This window comes from Pantoea sp. EABMAA-21, assembly GCF_030053335.1.
Lineage (GTDB): Bacteria > Pseudomonadota > Gammaproteobacteria > Enterobacterales > Enterobacteriaceae > Pantoea > Pantoea communis.
In genome coordinates, this window is record NZ_JASGBX010000005.1 from 247724 (window position 1) to 268691 (window position 20968).

A 20968-nucleotide genomic window follows, 5' to 3' on the forward strand; every position below is an offset into this window, starting at 1 on the left:
CAGTATAGACAACTCCACTCATTTTGCTTTCCGCGCCTCAGCTCACGGCACGCGGTCGAGCCGGATGTAAACCCGCTTCGCTCAGCAGCGCATTCGCCTGCACCAGCGAGTCCTGGGTGATCTCGGCAATGGTTTTGGCCCCGGTCAGCGTCATCGCCACTTTCATCTCTTTTTCGATCAAATTCAGCAAATTCTCAACGCCACGCTGACCATGCGTCGCCAGCGCATAGATAAAGGCGCGACCCAGCAGGACAGTGTCTGCACCGAGGGCGATCATGCGCACCACATCCAACCCGTTGCGGATACCGCTGTCGGCCAGAATGGCAATATCGCCTTTCACGGCGTCTGCAATGGCGGGCAGTGCGCGCGCCGATGACAGCACGCCATCCAGCTGGCGTCCACCGTGGTTCGAGACCACAATGCCGTCCGCGCCGAAGCGCACCGCATCACGCGCATCTTCGGGATCCAGAATGCCTTTGATCACCATTGGCCCATCCCAAAACTCACGAATCCACTCCAGATCTTTCCATGAGATCGACGGGTCAAAGTTGTTCGCCAGCCAGCCAATATAATCTTCCAGTCCGGTAGGCTTGCCAAGATAAGCGGAGATATTACCGAGATCGTGCGGACGCCCATGCACCCCGACATCCCACGCCCACTGCGGATGCGTCACCGCCTGCCAGTAGCGACGCATCGCCGCATTTGGCCCGCTCATGCCCGAATGCGCATCACGATAACGCGCGCCCGGCGTCGGCATATCCACGGTAAAGACCAGCGTCGAGCAGCCCGCCGCTTTCGCGCGTTCCAGTGCGTTGCGCATAAAACCACGATCGCGCAGCACATACAGCTGGAACCACATCGGACGATTAATGGCTGGCGCTACCTCTTCAATCGGGCACAGCGATACCGTGGAGAGCGTGAACGGAATACCTTTCAGTGCCGCTGCACGCGCGGCCTGCACTTCCCCGCGTCGCGCGTACATGCCGCACAACCCCACGGGCGCTAACGCGACCGGCATCGACAGCGTTTCGTTGAACAGTTTGGTTTCCAGACTGAGATCGGACATGTTCTTCAGCACCCGCTGACGCAGCGCCACGTCCGACAGATCGGACACATTGCGCTTCAGGGTGTGTTCGGCATACGCGCCGCCGTCAAGATAGTGGAACAGGAACGGGGGCAGGATGCGTTGCGCCGCGGCGCGATAGTCACTGGCTGCAGAGATGATCATCAGTTTTTTTCCTTACGATTATCCAGGGATTCGCCTGGCAAGCGGGTAATGCGCGCCTGCCGGGCTTCATCTTCATGGAGTGATTTCAAGGTGGTATGCACAAAGCCGAGGTGATCCATCGCTGCCTGGCGTGCCGCCTCGGCATCACCGGCCATCACCGCATCGAACATCGCCTGGTGCTGTTCATTCAGGCGATTAAAAATCACCGGCTGGGTGTACATGCGCTGGCGGCTATGCAGTACCGAAGACTGCAGCAAATCGAAGAAACCACGCATGGTTTGCAGCAGCACTACATTGTGCGAGGCCTCAGCGATGGCGAGATGGAAGCGCAGGTCGGCCTGCGCCGCGATATCGGGATCGTCACAGTCGTGCATCTTGAGCAGAGCATCAAAAGCGAGGCGCAGCTTCTCTTTATCCGCTTCAGTGGCACGCAAGGCGGCGTGCCAGGCGGTGCTGGCTTCGATGGCGTGGCGCGCTTCCAGAATATCCCAGCGATAATCGGGATCGTCCGCCAGCAGTTGGCGAATCGGCTCAACAATACGCTGTTCCGACCAGGGCTCCTGCGGCTCACACAGCCAGGTACCGCCGCCGCGTTTACTGATTAACACGCCGCTACTGATCAGCTGCTGAATCGCCTCACGCAATGATGAGCGTGACACACCGAACTCAGCGGCCAGCTGGCGCTCGGCCGGTAAGCGCATACCCGGCTCCAGCTGGTGTTCCTCAATCCAGGCGAGCAATCGCGCCCGTAGCGTTTCCGCTAATCGCGGCGTGTTTTCTGTCATGGAATCATCCAGGTTAAGACATAAGCTTGCAGCGTTGTGATCACCCCCACCATGCAGGTGAAGATCAGACTGTGTTTAACGGTAAAGCGGAACAGATCCGACTCTTTACCCACCAGCCCCACGGCGGCGCAGGCGATGGCGATCGACTGAGGTGAAATCATCTTACCCGTCACGCCACCCGTGGTGTTGGCGGCCACCAGCAGCACATCCGACACACCAATCTGCTGCGCGGTGGTGGCCTGCAACGCCGCGAACAACGCATTTGAAGAGGTATCAGATCCTGTCAGAAACACGCCAAGCCAGCCAAGGAACGGCGAGAAGAAAGTAAAGGCATTGCCGGTGTGCGCCAGCGCTAAGGCCAGTGTGGCAGACAATCCGGAGTAGTTGGAGATAAAGGCGAAGGCCAGCACCATACCGATGGAGTAGATGGGCAGTGCCAGTTCTTTCAGCGTCTCACCGAAGGTCTGGATCGCCGCAGCGGGCTTCATACGCAGCCAGATCACGGACAGCACCGCCGCCACGATAATCGCTGTACCGGTGGCTGACAGCACATCAAACTTGAAGATGGCCGCATAAGGCGTTGCCGCACTCACCACCGGCGGCATACGTGCCACCAGCTCATGCAGCAGCGGTACCGGAACGCTAAACACCCAGTCATACATCACGCCACCTTTAGCAAACAGCGCCTTGAACGGCGGAATGCTCCACAGAGTGACGGTAGCCGTGAGGAACAGGAATGGCATCCACGCGCGCACAATCTGGCCCAGCGTATAGCGCTGAGAGGTTTGCGTCGGGTCAACGGCGGTTTTCTCATCGAAACGGAAAATACGTACTGGCTTCCAGCGGCGCAGGAACAGCGTGAGGCAGACAAGAGAGGCCAGTGACGAGATGATGTCCGGCAATTCCGGGCCAAGGAAGTTGGAGCTGAGGAACTGCGCAATGGCAAACGATCCACCCGCGACGATCACTGCTGGCCATGTTTCCTTGATACCGCGCCAGCCATCCATAATCGCCATGATCCAGAACAGCACAATGAGGGTCAGGAACGGCAATTGACGCCCGGCCATCTGGCCAATCTGGAAGCTGTCGAGTCCGGTGACTTGCCCGGCGACAATAATCGGAATCCCCATCGCACCAAAGGCTACTGGCGCGGTGTTGACGATCAAGCATAAGCCAGCCGCGTACAGCGGATTAAAGCCCAATCCCACCAGCAGGGCTGCGGTGATTGCCACCGGTGCGCCAAAACCCGCCGCCCCTTCGAGAAACGCGCCGAAGGAGAATCCGACGATCAGCATCTGCAAGCGCTGATCGGGTGTGATGGAGAGGATCGAAGCACGGATGATGTCGAATTGCCCGGTTTTCACCGAGATTTTATACACAAATACTGCCGCGACGATGATCCAGGCGATTGGCCACAGGCCGTACAGGAAGCCATAGACCACGGAAGCCAGCGCCTGGCCCAACGGCATGCCATACAGGAACAGCGCCACCAGCAGTGCAATCACCACCGTGGCGGTGCCCGCCTGATAGCCTTTCAGCTTGAGCTTCAGCAGGGCGAAGAAGAAGAACACAATCGGGATCACCGCCACCAGGCTGGAGAGCCACAGATTGTTGAGAGGATCGTAGTTTTGTTGCCACACCGGCATGCCGTTATCTCCAGAGGTTACCAGATGAGTGCAGCGCAACGGCAATGCAGGTTTGCGCCGCAGGTCTTGCCCTTCTGCTCACTGAAATTGGTAGGACCAAATTGCAGTGTGGGGCTTTCTGGCTCCAGATAGTTAATGCATTGTTAACCTAAAGCAACGAGGCTGGGGTTATTTTTCGTGTTCTGTGACGATGTGGCAACATTTAAATCGCTTTGGTAGGACCAATCATCATTCTGTCTGACCAAAGGCCCGACGATAACTGTGGGGATGAAAGCGAAGATTCAGCACGATCAATCCCACCGTTACGGCGCCCTGCATCATCCACACGCTGGTAAAACTGCGCGTCAGCACCTGCAACTGACCGGCGATAAACGGCATACACCCGGCGATGATGAAACCTGCGCCCTGCATAAACGCCACCAGGCGTGCACCCGCCTGCGGATGTGGCAGGTGATCGAGCGCCAGCACCATCGCCAGCGGGAACGCAGCCCCTAAACCAAATCCGGCAATCGCCGCCCACAACCATGGCGCCAGCAGGGGAGCAAACAGGAAACCGCACATACCGACCAGCTGGCAAACCAGACTGATGATCAGCTGTGGACGACGATCCGCCTTGCGCGCCAGCAAGGGCATCAATAATGCGCCAGCCACCTGGCAAAGGATCATCACCCCCAGTAACGAGCCGCCCGCCTGTGCTGACCAGCCAAGGTGGTGATAAGCATCCGGAAGCCAGGCGACGCACGTGGCATAACCGCCATTGACCAGGCCAAAACTGAGTGCCAGCGACCAGGCGCGCGGTTTTCGCCATAGCGAGGGCATAGATACCGACTCTGCGCTTTGCGCCACCGGCACACGCACGATCCACCACAGCACAATCGCCAGCAATACGGGCAGTGCCCAACCGGTGAGCGCCAGTGACCAGCCGAAATGCGCACTGAGCCACGGCGAGAGTGCTGCCCCCAATCCTCCGCCGCCCATCAACGCGCCCGCCCACAACCCGGTAACGGGGGCGCTGCGCTGGGCAAAGCGCTGGCGGATCAACCCTGGCATCGCCATCTGCACCACGCCAACCCCCAGCCCGGCAAAAAGCGCGCTGACAACCAGCCATTGCCCGTCGTGAATCACACCGCGTGCGGCCAGCGCCAGCAGCAGCAGGGCCAGCCCGGCGATCAACAAACGTTGCAGCGGAACACGTTGCATCAGGGAGGCACTGAGTAGCGCCACCGCGCCCATCATCACCATCGGTACGGCGGGTAACAACGAAGCGGCAATGGAAGAGAGACTCATGGCCTGGCGCAGTTCGCCCAGCAATGGGCTAACAGAAGTCAGTAACGGACGCATATTGAGCCCGGCCAGCACCAAAGCGGCGAGCGTCAATCCGTTGGAATGTCGGTTCATACACAATCCTGCAGTAGAAAGGTTGTCAGGGTCGCAGCAATGATTACTATTTGGAAATGAAATAACACCATAGTGATCAGTGGAAAAATGAATCGTCAGCCGATGTTTACGCCACAGCAGTTACTCAGTTTTGTTGCGGTATGCGAAACCGCCAGCTTTACGCGCGCCGCCGACCGCGTGCATCTATCGCAATCCACCGTCAGCCAGCAGGTGCGCCGCCTGGAGGAGATGATTGGCAAAGCGTTGCTGGAGCGCACCTCGCATCAGGTGGTGTTAACTGAAGAGGGAGAGAAATTACTGGGCTATGCCCGCCGCATTATTGCGCTCAACGGTGAAGCGCACGATGTGCTGAGCGACAAGTGGCGCGATGGCGTCCTGCGCCTCGGCGTACCGGAGGATTTTGCTGCCCCCACCGCAGCACTGCTGGCGCAGTTCAGCCGCGAGCATCCGCAGCTGCGCCTCGATGTGATGAGCGGCATGTATGTCGACTTGCATCGTGCGTGGCAGCGAGAAGAGCTGGATATCATGCTGATCAAGCAACCCGGCGGTGAACGCCCATTGGCAGCGCGACCGGAGCCCCTGCTGTGGCTGGACAGCGCCGAACACCCCTGCTTTGAGCAGACGCCAGTGCCGCTGGTGGTATTTCCCCAGCAGGGACTGTATCGCGAGGAGATGTGTCAGACGCTGGATGCGCTGGGCCGCAGCTGGCGCATCAGCTACAGCAGCGCCAGTCTGGTGGCACTCGCCAGTGCCAGCGCGGCCGGATTAGGTTTAACGCTGCTGCCTGCCAGTTGTCGCCTGCCCGGCCATCGTGTGCTGGACGAAGCCGCAGGCTTACCGCCGATCAGCCACTTTGAGCTGGCGCTGTTTTGCCGCTCTCCACAGGATGATTTGCAACAGGCGCTGGCCGTGGCGTTAGTGGAATTTTGCCAGTTAAAGTGGCAGTGATTTTCCCACTGCTCAGCAGTGGGAAATATCGCAGCGCCGCGCCCCGGGTTTTGCCAGATTAACGTTTTACTTGTTGACTGGAGCCTCTGATGCACCTCACTTCACCTAGCCGTCGCGATTTCATTAGCCAGGGCGTCCGCCTCACCGCAGCCGGAAGCCTGCTGGCAGCCGGTATGAACGCCGCCGCCTCATCGCCCTCTTCCGCCGCAGCGCCAATCTCTACGCCGCCGCCGCGCGTGGATCATTACCAATTGCTCAACGTACGCCTCGAGGAAGGCTTTGAGCGTGACGGCAACGACATCATCGCGACGCGTACTGCGCTTTACGATATCACTGTTAAAGACGGCAAATTTGCCGCCATCGAAGCCGCTGGTAAAGCGCGCAACGCCGACATTCCGCAGTGGGATGCCCATGGTTCGCTGCTGTTGCCGCGCACCCGTGACATGCACATCCACCTGGACAAAACATTTTATAGTGGCCCCTGGCAAGCGCCACGCCCACGTCAGGGCAAAACCATCATGGATATGATTGCCCGTGAGCAGGTATTAATCCCGCAGTTACTGCCCACCTCACAGGCGCGTGCCGAAGCTTTGATCGGTTTGCTGCACAGTAAAGGCACCACCGAAGCACGCAGCCACTGCAACATCGATCCGGTGAGTGGCCTAAAAAGCCTGGAGCATCTGAAGCGGGCGCTGGCGAACCACCCCGAATTTCCCTGTGAAATTGTCGCCTTCCCACAGCACGGTTTACTGCATTCCAAAGTGGATGGCCTGATGCGCGAAGCGATGCAGATGGGCGTGCAGTACGTTGGCGGATTGGATCCCACCAATGTGGATGGCGCGATGCAGGCCTCGCTGGATGTCATGTTCCAGATTGCGCTCGATTTTGATCGTGGCGTCGATATCCATCTGCACGAAACCGCACCTTCTGGCGTGGCGGCCATTCAGTATATGGTGGACACCATCGCGAAGAACCCGCCGCTCAAAGGCAGAGTGACGCTGAGCCATGGCTTTGCGCTGGCCACGCTGGAAGGCAAAACGCTCGATAAGATGATTGCAGGCATGGCTGAACAACAGATGAGCGTGGCGTCCACCATCCCCATCGGCAAACTCACCATGCCGTTACCGCAATTGCAGGCCGCGGGCATCACGGTAATGACCGGCACCGACAGCGTGATCGATCACTGGTCACCGTTTGGCACCGGCAGCATGCTGGAGAAAGCCAACCTGTATGCACAACTCTATCGCGGTTCGGATGAGTTTGGTTTGAGCCGGGCACTGCACATTGCCACCGGCGGCATCTTGCCGCTATCGAACCAGGGCGAGCGCCAGTGGCCGAAAGTCCAGGATGACGCCAGCATGATGCTGGTTGAGGCGAGCTGCTCCGCTGAGGCTGTCGCCCGCATCTCGCTGGTACGAGCCACCTTCCACAGCGGTATGCCGGTGTTCAGCGTCTGAGATCAAAAAAGCCTCCTTACGGAGGCTTGATGAACGGTAAATGCAGGGGCGGCAAGCGCCCCATACGAGTTGCTGGATTTACGATAACATCTGAATCGCCAGCGCATACAAACGCTGGTTTTCATCGTCGCTAGCTGGCTCTTCTTCCGCGTAACAGGCAATCATGGAGCTGACTTTATCCGAAGATAAGGTCTCTCCGTGCAGATGCAGGGTTAACACGGCGCGGCCGACGATTTTCAGAATGTCTTCGTTTTGTCCCTGGACGTAAAGACTCAAAGTGGACCTCTGAAGATATTATTGTTTGCCAAATGGCGCGCCAAATATAAAGCAAAACGGCAGGTTATTTTAATCGGAATTTTACCCATCTTAAGTGACACATAAGCGTAACATAGACAAAAACAGGTCAAAAAGACGCTACATAGTCCCTTTATCAACGCTAATTGCACCTTTTCATTCAGGAAAGACGTTTCACATCTTTTGAAGCAACCGGTCACAAAGAATAAAATGATTAGAATTTTACACCTATTAAAGGCGAAAATTTAATCAAACGATCGTCACGCTAATTGATTTCAATGTGTTATCAATTGCGCGATTTGCATTGCCGATAGCAGCCCTTTCTGCGAGACTGACCGCCGCAATCCTGACCGCTATTTGAGACATTCCCGTGACCGCTTTTTCTACCCTGACGCAACTCCCTGCCAGCCAACTCGACAACCTGCGCGAGATGGGCTTCGACGCCATGACACCTATTCAGGCGGCTTCATTGCCCGCCATTCTTGAAGGGCGCGATGTGCGTGCGCAGGCGAAAACCGGCAGCGGTAAAACGGCAGCCTTTGGTATTGGCTTGCTGCAGCGCATTGACAACACCCGAAGCCAAACTCAGGCGTTGATTCTGTGTCCAACGCGTGAACTGGCCGATCAGGTGAGTAATGTGCTGCGTCAGCTGGCACGTTTTACCCGCAACATCAAAATATTGACGCTGTGTGGCGGTCAACCGATGAGTGCGCAACGCGATTCGCTGGTGCACGCACCGCAAATTGTGGTCGGCACGCCGGGCCGCATCCTTGATCACCTGAAGCGCGACAACCTCGATCTCAACGCACTGCAAACGCTGGTGTTAGATGAAGCCGATCGCATGCTGGAGATGGGCTTCCGCGACGATATGGAAGCGATCATTGGTTTCACACCGGATGCACGCCAGACGCTGCTGTTCTCTGCCACCTGGCCGGATACCATCGCCAGCCTCAGCCAGCGTTTCCAGCGCGATGCATTGGCCGTGGCCACGGAAGACAAAGCGGAACTGCCTGCCATTGATCAGCAATTTATCGAAGCCAGCGCCAGTGAGCGTGGCAATCTGCTCAGTGCCCTGCTCAGCCAGCAGCAGCCCGCTTCTTGCGTGGTGTTCTGTAATACCAAACGTGAGTGTGATGACGTCGCAGCGGCATTGAACGATCGTCAGATCAGTGCACTGGCACTGCATGGCGATTTGGAGCAGCGCGATCGTGAACGTGTGCTGATCCGTTTCGCCAACGGCAGCATCCGCGTGCTGATTGCCACTGACGTGGCTGCACGCGGACTGGATATCAAATCGCTGGCGTTGGTGGTGAACTTCCAGCTGGCATGGGATCCTGAAGTGCACATCCACCGCATCGGCCGCACCGGTCGTGCAGGCGAAAAAGGACTGGCGGTCAGCTTCGTCGCGCCCGATGAAATGGTGCGTGCTAATGCGCTGGAAGAGTATCTGAGCCAGAAACTCAACTGGGTTTCCTCCGCTACCCTGAAAGGGAAAGCGGCGCAAGCTCTGCCTGCCACCAAAATGACGCTGTGCATTGATGGTGGTCGCAAAGCCAAAATCCGCCCTGGCGATATCCTCGGCGCGCTCACCGGTGAAGCCGGATTCAGCGCTGATCAAATCGGTAAGATCGACCTTACACAAACCCACGCTTATGTGGCGATCGATGCCGCACAAGCGAAGAAAGCGCTGATCAAACTGAAAGAAGGCAAGATCAAAGGCAAAAGCGTCCGCGCCATCCTGCTGAAGTAATCCCCTTTGCGCGAGGGTATTCACTCTCGCGCTAAATTTTCTGCCCCGCCCCTTCATTTTTTTTCCGCGCTGCCGATAAGTTAATCATTGCCCCTTTACCCCGCCCAGATTCCGCTTGAGGCCATGATGGATAATTTTCAGAAAGAGATCGATGAACGCGCTAACCTTGCGCTTTCCAATAAATTCGAACTGCTGCTGTTCCGCCTGGGTTCCGATCAGCTGAAAGGCAAATCTGAGCTATACGGCATTAACGTGTTTAAACTGCGCGAAATCGTACCGATGCCCACCATTACCCGTGCAGCGGGTATGCAGTCACCGCTGCTCGGTATGGCCAGTATTCGCGGTCAGTTTATCCCGGTCATCGACCTGCCCGCAGTGACCGGTTGTAAACCGGAAACCGGCCTCAATCTGCTGCTGGTGACCGAATATGCGCGCAGCACCCAAGCCTTCGCGGTTGAGTCGGTGGAGAATATCGTCCGTCTCGACTGGAACCAGGTGCACACTGCCGAAGCCGGCATTGGCAGCCGCAATATCACCAGTATCGCCTGCCTCGATACCGACGGTCAGAGCAACAATCTGGCAATGGTGCTGGACGTTGAGCAGATTCTGTATGACATCATCCCTTCGGTGCGTGGCGTTGAGCCAAGTGCTGAGACGGCGAAAGATTTCAACCTCAAGCCTGGCCAGGTGGCGATTGTCGCGGAAGACTCCAAAGTGGCGCGTCAGTTGCTGGAACAGGGTCTGAAAAGCATGGGCATTCCGGCCATCATGCATAACACCGGTCTGGAAGCCTGGATCAAAATTAACGAGATGCAGAAAGAGGCCGCTGCGGCAGGCGAGTCGATCCACGACAAAATCGCGCTGGTGTTAACCGATCTGGAAATGCCAGAGATGGATGGGTTTACCCTGACGCGTAATATCAAACGTGATGATGCATTGCGTCAGATTCCGGTGGTGATCCACTCCTCTCTCTCCGGCAGTGCCAACGAAGACCACGTGCGTAAAGTCGGCGCCGATGGCTATGTGGCGAAATTTGAGATTAATGAACTGTCGAGCGTGATCCATCGCGTGCTGGAAAAGAAACGTTAATCCTTTCTAATCTCACCTACCTCCCTATAAGGCGCGTTATTCGCGCCTTTTTTACGTCCTGCCTTCCCTGATAAAACCGATCCACTCATTAATCATGTTAACGGTTTTGTGACGCACCTCTAAAAAATTAAAGTTAAAACATTAACAACCGATAACTGATAGCGCTTGAACCGGTGCTGCCATACCAGATTAATTACGCCCGGAAAGTATCTTTACCTTATAAAACATCAGCCTGATGCGGGCCCTCAGCCTGCTTTTCCGTCTTGAAAACAACACTATTTAGCATTACGGGGAGAACCAATGTTGAGCTTAAAGAATATGAAAGTGGGCGTCCGTTTAGGGATAGCCTTCGCACTTGTTGTGGCCCTTCTGGGGGTAGTCGGTGTGACGTCGATTATGAAAATCAACAACATTAAAAACGGCATCACCTCCATTGTGGAAGACCGCTATGTCAAAGTCCGTCTGGGTTTTGACGTGCGCGATGGTGTGAACGATCAGATCAAATACTTACGCGGCATGGTGATTGATACGCTGCGCCCGGAAAACAACGTACAGCGTTTTAAGCAGCTGGATGAGGCAACCGAGCGCACCAACAGCGCCATGAAAAAGATCGAAGCCATTCAGGTTACCGAAATCGGTAAAAAGAAAATCGCCGGTCTGCTGGCCGCCAGCCAGCTGTTTGAGCAGCAAAAGAATGAAGTGTTGGACTTAGTGCGCGCAGGAAAACTGGATGAGGCGAGCACGTTTGTGCTGAAAAAAATCACCAGCACCCAGAATACCTTCCTTGATAGTGCGGTGGCTTTCGCCAACTCACAGTCCGATCAGCTGCGCAAAGAAGGCACTGGCATTATTGATGACGGCTCGACTGCGATTGAAATCACGCTGATCTTCTCAGCCATCGCGATCGCTGCCTCTGTGCTGCTGGGCTTTATGTTGACGCGCTCAATTGTCCGCCCGTTAAATGAAGCGGTAGGCATCGCCGAGAAAGTCGCGGCGGGCGATCTCAGCTCGCACATTGAAGTCAGCGGCAAAGATGAAACCGCCGTGCTGATGCAGGCACTGCAGGCGATGAACGATAACCTGCTGACCATCGTGTCCAACGTACGCGCCGGTTCTGACACCATTGCCGTGGCCTCAAATCAAATCTCCAGCGGTAACATTGATCTCTCATCCCGTACCGAGCAGCAGGCCAGCTCGCTGGAAGAGACCGCCTCCGCCATGGAGCAGATGACCGCGACCGTGAAGCACAATGCGGATAACGCGCGTGAAGCCAATCAGCTGGTGGCCACCACCTCAACCGTTGCCAAAGAGGGTGGCGTGGTGATGGAACAGGTCATCGAGAAGATGGAGGCGATCACTCTCTCTTCTAAAAAGATTGTCGATATCATCAGCGTGATCGACTCCATTGCCTTCCAGACCAACATTCTCTCGCTTAACGCTGCGGTTGAAGCTGCTCGCGCCGGTGAACAAGGCCGTGGATTTGCTGTGGTCGCCACCGAAGTGCGTAATCTGGCACAGCGCTCCGCCTCTGCCGCGAAAGAGATCAAAGTCCTGATTGAAGACTCAGTCTCGAAAGTGGATGAAGGCAGCCGTCTGGTGACGCACGCGGGAACCACCATTGGTGAAGTGGTGAACAGCGTGAAGAGCGTGGCGGATATCATGAGTGAAATTACCATTGCCAGCAGCGAGCAGAGCAGTGGTATTAGTGAGATCAATCTGGCCATAACCCAGATGGAAGCGGTCACTCAGCAGAATGCCGCGTTGGTGCAGGAAGCCTCTGCCGCTTCACAAGCGTTGCAGGAACAGGCCGATCGTCTGGCGCAGTCAATGAGCGTCTTCAAGACAGCGGCAGTGTAAGACAGAGCGGCGCGAGGAGTCGCGCCGCCCTTTTGCATCAATGCATCAGCGAATACGCAATCGACGAAATCGCTAACAGGCCAACAATCACCACAAACACATTGCTGATTTTGCCACTGTACTGACGCATCGCCGGGACTTTCTGAATCGCGTACATCGGCATCAGGAACAGAATCATCGCAATGATCGGCCCGCCGAGGGTTTCAATCATGCCGAGAATACTCGGGTTCCAGGTGGCAACCAGCCAGGTCGTCAGCAGCATAAAGCCGGTTGTGACGCGGTTCAGACGCTGAGGCGACACGTTTTTTCCCCGGCTGCGCAGCGATTTCACCACCATTCCATTGAAGCCTTCACGCGCACCCAGATAGTGGCCGAGGAACGATTTGGTGATCGCCACCATCGCCACAATCGGTCCCATCCAGGCAATCATCGGCACATTAAAGTGGTTTGCCAGATAGGAGAGAATGGTGATGTTCTGCTCTTTCGCCGCCTGCAAATCCGCCGGTGATAGGCTCAGCACACAGCTGAACACAAAGAACATCACCGTCACCACCATCATCAAGTGTGCGCTCGCGAGAATGCGTGAGCATTTCTTTTCCGCTGCTGCGCCATACTCGTTGCGCTTCGCCACCGCGAACGACGAGATAATCGGCGAGTGGTTAAAGGAGAACACCATAACCGGAATTGCCAGCCACAGCGTCATCCAGATGCTGCTATCGTCAGCGCTTTGGCTGAACGACAGCGTTTCCAGGGCTGCGCCGTGCCAGTGTGGCACCAGATAGGCGGCCAGTAGCATCAGCACCGCGACAAACGGGAACACCAGCACGCTCATTGCCTTGACGATCATTTGCTCGCCAAAGCGTACCACCGTCATCATGCCGATGATCAGTACCAATGACAGCAGCACGCGCGGCGGCGAGACCATCCCGAGTTGATGCACGATAAAGCTGTCGACGGTGTTGGTGATCGCCACGCTGTACATCAGCAGGATCGGGAAAATAGCGAAGAAATAGAGCAAGGTGATGATCTTGCCTGCGCCCACACCGAAATGCTCTTCCACCACTTCAGTAATATCTTCACCGGGGTTTTTACCCGACAGCACAAAGCGCGTCAGAGCTCGGTGTGCATAGTAGGTCATGGGGAACGCGAGGATGGTCATAATAATCAGGGGGATTAGACCACCTGCTCCTGCATTGATAGGCAGGAACAAAACGCCTGCGCCTATCGCTGTACCGTAGAGGCCCAGCATCCACACGGTATCACTCTTACGCCAGCCTGTTGAACGGGCCTCAACCGTGCCCTGCGCAACGGTTTGTGAGTTGTCCATCTGTCTCTCCAGAATTTAAAGCTTTTAAACAATGCTGCCGAAATCACGGCGGCTAAACATGCCATTGGTGCGACGGGGCACATGCTACGCGTTTTTGACGACTTAAGGTTGCCTGAACGCAAGACATGCATCACAAAGCCGTCATAAATGCGCGAATCGGTTATTAAATCAACAAAAATGCATGATTCACGCGCGCAAACGTTTGCATGGAGCGCTATTTGACCTGAGAGCATGAAGGAGTGCAAGGATTTGTCGGGTTCGATTTGCAGGCTGAACGGGATGCTGACAGGAGAGTGATGCGCGAGTGGGAGGCGTTGAAAGTGGGCTATGCGGACGGGGAAAATGTGGCAACGGCGAACCGTTGCCACAGGCACTGCAGTAGAGAAAGGTGAAACTCCCCCGGCAACTGCTCTCTGGCGAAGCCAATGTTCCACTCGGTATTCTGAGGAATATCCGCAGCAGACAATGACAGAGAATAATCCCGGGAGAATTTCAAATCAGAATGCGCGCATTCTGTAGAGTGCATAGAGGAAATAGTACGCTGTGATAGTATTCAAATTCATAATCATGTACTTCAGTTTTTCATTTTTATTCAGCAGAATGAAAATCCCTTTCGAGTATTTCCCCCGCTTTATTTCATTAATTTCCTGCGCGATATCTGCAGGTGAAAACGACGAATGATACATCGCCGTGACAATTTGCATATCTAACGCCAGCACGCGTTTTGAAATGCCCTTTAGCAGGTAATCGAGATTACTCCCCTGATATTTCTCAACGATAGAATCATACAGCGTGGTCAGAAACTGTTTTCTGACTTTGAGCTCGCTGTAATGCACCTTTTGCTTGGATAATGAACCGGCAACATCTTCATAATGGTAAGCCGTTCCCTGAGTGACCAGAAAATTGCTAATACAGCTGAAGAATTTGAGGTTAAATAAAAGATCCTCACTCATTGAGATCCCCTCAATAAAGCGAAGATTCAGCTCACTCAGTATCTGACGGCGATAACACTTATTATGCAAATAACCAATGTTGTCGCTCATCTCCAGCTCACCGAGCACATAAGGAATATCCTCGTTGCTGAAGAAGCCAGCCTGAGAGACCTTGCCCACACGGCCGTCGTTGAGGTTTCCTACCATCAAATCTACCGACTCCGTTGGCCATGCATCCAGATTCAGTTTGAAGATCATTAGAAAATCATCATCCACCCAATCATCTGCATCCAGGAAAAGAACATATTCCCCACTGGCCTGTTGCAATCCGCTGTTGCGAGCCGCGCTGACACCGGCGTTCCTTTGGTTTATTACCGTGACCTGAGAATAACGTGAAAACTCCTCCAGTACGTTTAGGGTTGAATCAGTGCTACCATCATTTACCACCACAATTTCATAATCGCTGAACGTCTGATTAAGCACACTCAGCAATGTCCGCTTGATGGTTTTTTGTGAGTTATAGACGGGAATAATAATACTGAAAAGTGGTTTTTCATTCATGATAAACTCTCTTTACTGTCTGAGGTTTTGTAATTGACAAATAACTGCCATAGTTTCCTGGGGTTGATAAAAATCTGATGAATACGCATCACCGGTTGCGCAGTGAAGAAATAATTAAGCAGCGAGAAAGAGAGGAATTCGGTTAATACCACGCTGAGGGCAGCGCCGGTTAAACCCAAAAGCGGCACCAATAAAATGGACGATGCCAGGCAGATAATTAATACCGCAAAGGTCTTTTTCACTAAAAAGCGATAACCGTTGTACTTAATAATAAAACGGTCCATGAGGCTGCTGAGCACACCACACATCGCGCCCACACTGAGCAGCAGCGTCGGCGCGATGGCATCGAGATACGCCTCGCCGTAAAAGTCACGGATAAACCAGCCTGCGAGTTGCCATATCGCCATGATCACAATGGCGGACACCCCCACGACCAGCAGATGCAGTTTTTGCGTTTTGACAATTGACTGCTCATCATCACGCTCGGCAAAGAACGCCGGAAAAAATGAGGCCAACAAGGCATTAGGTAAAAACACCCATGAGGTTGCCAGCGTCATGGCAACAGCAAATATCCCCGCCTCCTTTACACCGAGGAAATACGAAACGCTGAGTTGGTTGACGCGGGTATAAATCGCGATAGCGATCACCGAGAACACCAGCGAAATGCCAGAAGCCACCATGTAGCGCGAATACTTTTTGATGTGGCGCAGCGCCGGAATCGGCCCCTGGCGATGATAGCGCCAGAAAATCGCCAGCTTGATGCTGAACGGCAGCAACGTAGCCAGCACAATGGGGATCGCCAGAAACTGAGGGTCCAGTTGCAGATACGAAATAATGAAGCGCACTGACAAACTGATGGCGAGGCCGATCACGTTGGCGATCACATTGAGTCGAGCGTTGAGCATGGCCTCGTTGTAGATATTGACCAGATCAATCGACGAGAACAGACAGGCCATCGCCGCTGCGCAGATAAATACCAGCGCTTCACGGCTCCACGCCTCTCCCATGATCACCATGCCGCTGAGCGCTAAACCGCAGTAAATCAGCATCACCAGCAGAAAAGTCGCCATCATCAGGCGAATACCTGAATGACGATTTTGCGAAATACGCTTCAGCAAAATCACATCGCTGCCCATCACGGCGATCGACTGTATAAACTGAAACACCAGCATGGAGAGTGAGATAATGCCGAAGGTGGTCGGTCCAACATATTTCGCGACATAGGACGTCACAAAAATCAGACCAAACACTGCGATGAGTTTTTCAGCAATCATCCACATCGAATTTTTTAATTTATCTTTCACAGATCAACCTCAGTGAGAATCATGACTAAGCCAAACTTCACGTCCCTTTCGCCCGGCTTAACATTAAATTTGATTTATTTAGGAGTTTCCTCAGGCAGAAATCGCCGGCCTTTTAACTCTCATAAAACGGTGGGTTAAATAAGATTATCGCTAATCAAATCGTGCAATTTTATTATTCATTCATTTAACTAAAAGCGCAGACTACCGCCCCTGGCTTACAGCTACCAGTGTACTGACAACCTGTTACGGGCTATTTTTGGCGCAAAGAAACCACACTGCACTCCGATAAGTTCAGTTAAATATCATGTGGTTATGTGACTATCCATTTTGAAAGCAAGATGGCGCTTAACGCATTAACCGCAACGCCAACAAAAAGCGCCAATCATCAATATGCCATTCAATATGATTAAAATCGGTGCAGCTTACTGATTTGTCTCGCGCCATAAGGAATGCCGGGCGGGATTGAAAAGGTGCATCTTTAGACGGCCTTCTCAACGAACGTCACGACATTAATGATGTTTGCTGTATGCCCTGCCATTTTATTATCACGGTGCGTCTTTCGCTGTTCGATAATGGCAAGTGGCGTTAATTCAACATGGCTCTCGCAGCCGTGTTGCAATGGGCTCAGGGCCCTAATTTTGCGATCTGATTCAAACTTTTAATCGCATTCTCACCAGACAACGCGATGAGGTCAATGGCCTGGAGGTTAATACGGAATTTACTTAGCTGGAAATGGGATATCGCAGAAGGGGAAAGATTAGCGCGGATGAATCGGTTTTCAGAAAACTGATTAAGGCGACAGTCAAATACTGTTAGGAATAATAAGATCGAAATGGACTTACAAGACCATTTTTCGCTAACACCTTGTTCTGTAAGTTAACCTGCAAATTATCCGGGCAAATTAAACTGTAATGAATCTGGAGATAAGAACGGACCTGATATATCGAACCGTTTTATTGCCTGGTGCCGTACTAAAAACTACACCATTTCCAGATTAACGTTTTTTTGTACGCATTAACGTAAATAAAAAGAGAATTAACACATTCCATCTGAGAATATCGCCATCCTATGCGGCTGGCGTGCCAGGAACCACTGTTAAAGAGACAACTCACCTGAGACGCTCTGCGTGTATTTTGGTCAAAAAAAAAGCGAGGCCGCAGCCTCGCCAGATAGATGCGTCTCAGTCGTAATAGGGAAGTTTACGATCGACACCGTTGATATTCACCAGCACAAAGCCGGTTGGCGCGGTTTTATTGGTTGGCGTTCCGGCGGCGGTGGCCATCGTCAGCACGCCCTTCTCATTAGCCCCAATCCCCGCCAGCCCATTGTGCATGCCAAAGCGTGCGGCTGGCTTCAGTGTGCCCATGTTGGTGGTATCGGTAACAACTGACAGATCAGACTGGAACAGCGAGCATGAGCCTGAATCGAAACGCGTTGGGCCGGTGGTTTTCAGGTTCAGCATGGTGTCGCCACTGTTCGCTTTTAGCTTCACCCACACCACGGCATAAGTGGTACCGACACGGCCGTAACGCATATCCAGGATGGCGGGCTGCCCCATATGAAAAGCATCCGCCCACACCGTTTCCAGCCGTTGCAAATTGATCCAGGTTTTGCCGCTACTTGCCACGTTAACCGGGGTGCCGGCAGTGCCGGTGGGCTGGGTGGCATCGGCTTTACCAATAAACTCCATCACCCACTGCTGGTTCGCATTCGGGAAGAACAGCTGCCCCAGGCGATACCAGTTGTCAGTTGACGTGTTATTGGTGATCTTGTAGCCGCTATAATAGCCGGCACGTAGCGATCCGGTCAGGAAACTACCGTAGCTCTCGTCGCGACGATAACCATATTCGAAGGTGGAGAGCCATCTGCCGGCCACCAGATCGTTCGACACTTTCGCGCCAGACTGCAGGTTGATTTGACGCATCACCACGCGCGCATTATTGAGATTGAAAGGATTGCCGCAATCCTCAATATTGAGCGTATCAATGGTCCAGCCACCATCCGACAAGTCTCCTGGATTGCGCGTGTGCTCGATCCACACATTGCGCAAAATCCCCTGTGTACAGCGCGGCATATACAACGTGGCGTCACCATAACCCGTCTGGAAGTTACAGTTACAAATCTCAATCGCGGTAGAGTGATCCCATACCCCATTCGGTGAATTTGACCAGCCCACATCGAAGACGCGCGCATAGGTGTAGAGGGTATAAATCTGGTCAAATTTGGTGTCCAGCGTATCCAGCACTTTAATCACCGTGCCGCCGTTATTCTGTGCGCGGAAACAGTAGATGTTTACCGTGGTGCCTTCGATACAGGTATTTTCGAAGAACGGCTGCACGTTGCTGCACATATCGGCCGTGATGGTGCCTTTGTTGGTGGTGATATCTGCTGAAGCCTGACCATTCCAGGCAATGCCGCGAATTGAGGTGCGACGCGCCTTCACCTTGAATACCGGGTTGGCACTCTTATCCGAGATAATCGTGGTACGCGGCAACGAACCCAGCTCAACATCATCACCCTGCAGACCGAAGAAGGCGTTATCGGTGCCGCTGATATCAATTGGACTGATCAGAAACTTCCCGCCGGGAAAACGAATCGGCAGGTCCTTAATATTACCGCTGTAATTCTGCGTCCAGGTTAGCATGCGATTAACCGCGTCCGTGTCATTGGCATAACCATCTCCTTTGGCACCAAAGTGATAGACGTTCACGTCAGAAGGATCGTTAATCACGCGTTTCCAGTAAAAGCCATTACCGATGGCTAAGGTACCGCCATCATCTGTCGCAGTAGTGGTGCCAATAAAACCGGTGAAGTCACCGCCTCCATGGAAGGTGGAGTCCGCGTTGTAGCGGCGCAAAAACGCCAGATCGCCATTTTTAGTCGGCGTGGTGGTGCGCAGTTCTGCGAATGAATTAACTTCGATCATCATAGCCTCCTCGGCCTTTTCAGGTTTGCAATGCAAGTGTGGGAACGGCGTTACTGCGCCAATCGGCCGCAGTGCTGATCCCAGAGATCGTTGTGGTTGTTGATGGCGCGCACGGTGCGAACATCCATACGCTCGGCATCGTTGCCGTGGGTGTAAATCGGGGAGAAAAGCGTGCAAGCAGAGTCGATAACGACGGGGGATTCAGGGCTGGTTGTATTTCGAGTGCTGCAGCTTGTCGCGAGCAGCAGCGTCATCAAGATTAAGATTGCTGGCTTCCACACGTTTAGTCTCCTCGCGCAACTGTTGTTGCTGCTGGTTAACCGCGACAGCCTGCACGGCCGCTTTGTTCGCGGAGTCCACCTCTGATTTGGCTTGTTGCTGCACCTTGCCAATCTTTCTGCCACCGAAGTAGCTGGCCACCAGTGCCGCAACAATGCCCGCCAGCGCAGCCAGCCAGTGCCAGCTGCCTCCGAGCAGTGAAGTAATAAGCGTCATGGTTTCTCCTCCAGCGTCTTGCGCTGTTCAATCAGGTTTTTCTGTCGGACAAACTGCGCCAGAACCCCCATCGCCACCATGAAGGCACCAATCAACCCGAGGTAGTTGTGGGGAAGAATGTCTTTGATGTCCTGAGGCAATGCATTCCAGGCATCCAGCGCGGATGAGGGGAAGGATTGCGCCCAGGCGCTGAGCATCGAACCCAATGAAGCCAGCCATACTGACCAGGTTTTGAACAACAGTCGCGCATGCTTCACAAACTCCAGCGTGGTAAAACGCTGGAGCAACAACAGCACAATCACTGCTGCCAGCACCGCGATGACAAACACCATCCATCTCATGTTCATAACAGCCCCCGATAAATGTCGTAGCTGCCGCTGCGCATGACTTCAGCGTGACGCCGTGCGCGCCCGGGCGTTTGCCGTGCCCACAAGCTGTCGAGCATGGCATTGGCGGCGCCATTAAAGTCCCCCTGGGTGATGGCGCTCAGCATGCCGCGAAACAGGGATAACCCATCAACGCCCAATTGATATGCCATGCTGATCAGCACATCACAGCGCGCCTCACTGCACTTGCTTAGCGCTTGCTGCACCAGAGCACGCTGGTTCATCTCCAGCACTTTGTTCTCCACAATGCACTGCTTCCACACATCCCCGACTCGTCGCGGTACCTGGAAGATGTAGTTGCTGAGTGAGGCTCCTTTAGGCCCGATGCGGATACCGCCGGCCACGGTAGGAAACCCTTGCGTATCAAGGTAGGGCGCCTCGCGGTAGCCCTCTTCAAAATTCAAAATGGCAATAATCTGGCTCATAGCGATTCCTCTTTGACGGGCGCAACGATGCAAAAATGACTGCGCAAAGACTCCAAAACATAAATCTCACTGATCTATCCGCCCTTCTGAGACCACGCGTAATCCGCGCTACGCTCAAGCGAGGCTAAACAGTGAGCAATAACGAAACGTTCCGCTTAAA

Annotated in this window: 17 protein-coding genes; 5 read left to right on the plus strand and 12 right to left on the minus strand. The window is 54.1% G+C overall.

Features of this window, described 5'->3' with window-relative positions:
• Window positions 1-37 precede the first annotated feature (37 nt).
• The 4 genes from lldD to QMZ65_RS10005 all read right to left on the minus strand — a co-directional run bounded on the left by lldD (window position 38) and on the right by QMZ65_RS10005 (window position 5057).
• The gene (gene lldD / locus QMZ65_RS09990) at window positions 38-1228 is read right to left on the minus strand and encodes an FMN-dependent L-lactate dehydrogenase LldD (RefSeq protein ID WP_097117534.1); all 1191 of its coding nucleotides are present in this window, start codon (window positions 1226-1228) and stop codon (window positions 38-40) included.
• Window positions 1228-2013, minus strand: coding sequence for a transcriptional regulator LldR (gene lldR, locus QMZ65_RS09995; protein ID WP_034830467.1), 786 nt, complete (start codon window positions 2011-2013; stop codon window positions 1228-1230). The genes lldD and lldR overlap by 1 nt, the downstream gene beginning before the upstream one ends.
• Window positions 2010-3659 (minus strand): L-lactate permease, encoded by a 1650-nt coding sequence (gene lldP / locus QMZ65_RS10000; protein WP_097117535.1) that lies wholly within the window; start codon window positions 3657-3659, stop codon window positions 2010-2012. The genes lldR and lldP overlap by 4 nt, the downstream gene beginning before the upstream one ends.
• 228 nt (window positions 3660-3887) lie before the next feature.
• Entirely contained in the window at window positions 3888-5057 is a 1170-nt protein-coding gene (locus tag QMZ65_RS10005; protein ID WP_283215923.1) for a cyanate transporter, read from the minus strand.
• 87 nt (window positions 5058-5144) lie between these two features.
• Between QMZ65_RS10005 and QMZ65_RS10010 the strand changes: the two genes are divergently transcribed.
• On the plus strand, window positions 5145-6005 hold the full coding sequence (locus QMZ65_RS10010; protein ID WP_058961528.1) for a LysR family transcriptional regulator: 861 nt from the start codon (window positions 5145-5147) through the stop codon (window positions 6003-6005).
• An 89-nt stretch (window positions 6006-6094) separates the two neighbouring features.
• Complete coding sequence (locus QMZ65_RS10015; RefSeq protein WP_283215924.1) at window positions 6095-7462, plus strand: amidohydrolase family protein; 1368 nt, start codon at window positions 6095-6097, stop codon at window positions 7460-7462.
• Window positions 7463-7540: 78 nt separating this feature from the next.
• On the opposite strand, the gene QMZ65_RS10020 is transcribed toward QMZ65_RS10015, so the two are convergent.
• The gene (locus QMZ65_RS10020) at window positions 7541-7738 is read right to left on the minus strand and encodes a hypothetical protein (RefSeq protein ID WP_034825302.1); all 198 of its coding nucleotides are present in this window, start codon (window positions 7736-7738) and stop codon (window positions 7541-7543) included.
• Window positions 7739-8126: 388 nt separating this feature from the next.
• Here QMZ65_RS10020 and dbpA point away from each other — a divergent pair, with 388 nt between their 5' ends.
• From dbpA to QMZ65_RS10035, 3 genes are all read left to right on the plus strand, one after another.
• Window positions 8127-9506, plus strand: coding sequence for an ATP-dependent RNA helicase DbpA (dbpA, locus tag QMZ65_RS10025; RefSeq protein ID WP_283215925.1), 1380 nt, complete (start codon window positions 8127-8129; stop codon window positions 9504-9506).
• Between the two features lie 126 nt (window positions 9507-9632).
• A complete protein-coding gene (locus tag QMZ65_RS10030; RefSeq protein WP_034825306.1) occupies window positions 9633-10595 on the plus strand; it encodes a chemotaxis protein in 963 nt (320 codons plus the stop codon).
• A gap of 300 nt (window positions 10596-10895) precedes the next feature.
• A complete protein-coding gene (locus QMZ65_RS10035) occupies window positions 10896-12452 on the plus strand; it encodes a methyl-accepting chemotaxis protein (RefSeq protein ID WP_166933664.1) in 1557 nt (518 codons plus the stop codon).
• 37 nt (window positions 12453-12489) lie between these two features.
• On the opposite strand, the gene QMZ65_RS10040 is transcribed toward QMZ65_RS10035, so the two are convergent.
• The 7 genes from QMZ65_RS10040 to QMZ65_RS10070 all read right to left on the minus strand — a co-directional run bounded on the left by QMZ65_RS10040 (window position 12490) and on the right by QMZ65_RS10070 (window position 20808).
• A complete protein-coding gene (locus QMZ65_RS10040) occupies window positions 12490-13779 on the minus strand; it encodes an HAAAP family serine/threonine permease (RefSeq protein ID WP_283215926.1) in 1290 nt (429 codons plus the stop codon).
• Between the two features lie 497 nt (window positions 13780-14276).
• Window positions 14277-15272 (minus strand): glycosyltransferase family 2 protein, encoded by a 996-nt coding sequence (locus QMZ65_RS10045; RefSeq protein WP_097117542.1) that lies wholly within the window; start codon window positions 15270-15272, stop codon window positions 14277-14279.
• Entirely contained in the window at window positions 15269-16576 is a 1308-nt protein-coding gene (locus QMZ65_RS10050; RefSeq protein WP_283215927.1) for an oligosaccharide flippase family protein, read from the minus strand. Before QMZ65_RS10050 ends, QMZ65_RS10045 begins: the two co-directional genes overlap by 4 nt.
• Window positions 16577-17756: 1180 nt before the next feature.
• Window positions 17757-19502, minus strand: coding sequence for a putative phage tail protein (locus QMZ65_RS10055; RefSeq protein ID WP_283215947.1), 1746 nt, complete (start codon window positions 19500-19502; stop codon window positions 17757-17759).
• 201 nt (window positions 19503-19703) lie between these two features.
• Window positions 19704-19997 (minus strand): hypothetical protein, encoded by a 294-nt coding sequence (locus QMZ65_RS10060; RefSeq protein WP_283215928.1) that lies wholly within the window; start codon window positions 19995-19997, stop codon window positions 19704-19706.
• Window positions 19994-20338, minus strand: a complete 345-nt coding sequence (locus QMZ65_RS10065; RefSeq protein WP_176505737.1) for a DUF7940 domain-containing protein — start codon at window positions 20336-20338, stop codon at window positions 19994-19996. Before QMZ65_RS10065 ends, QMZ65_RS10060 begins: the two co-directional genes overlap by 4 nt.
• A gap of 2 nt (window positions 20339-20340) precedes the next feature.
• Window positions 20341-20808 (minus strand): glycoside hydrolase family protein, encoded by a 468-nt coding sequence (locus tag QMZ65_RS10070; RefSeq protein ID WP_034825324.1) that lies wholly within the window; start codon window positions 20806-20808, stop codon window positions 20341-20343.
• Between the last annotated feature and the right edge of the window lie 160 nt (window positions 20809-20968).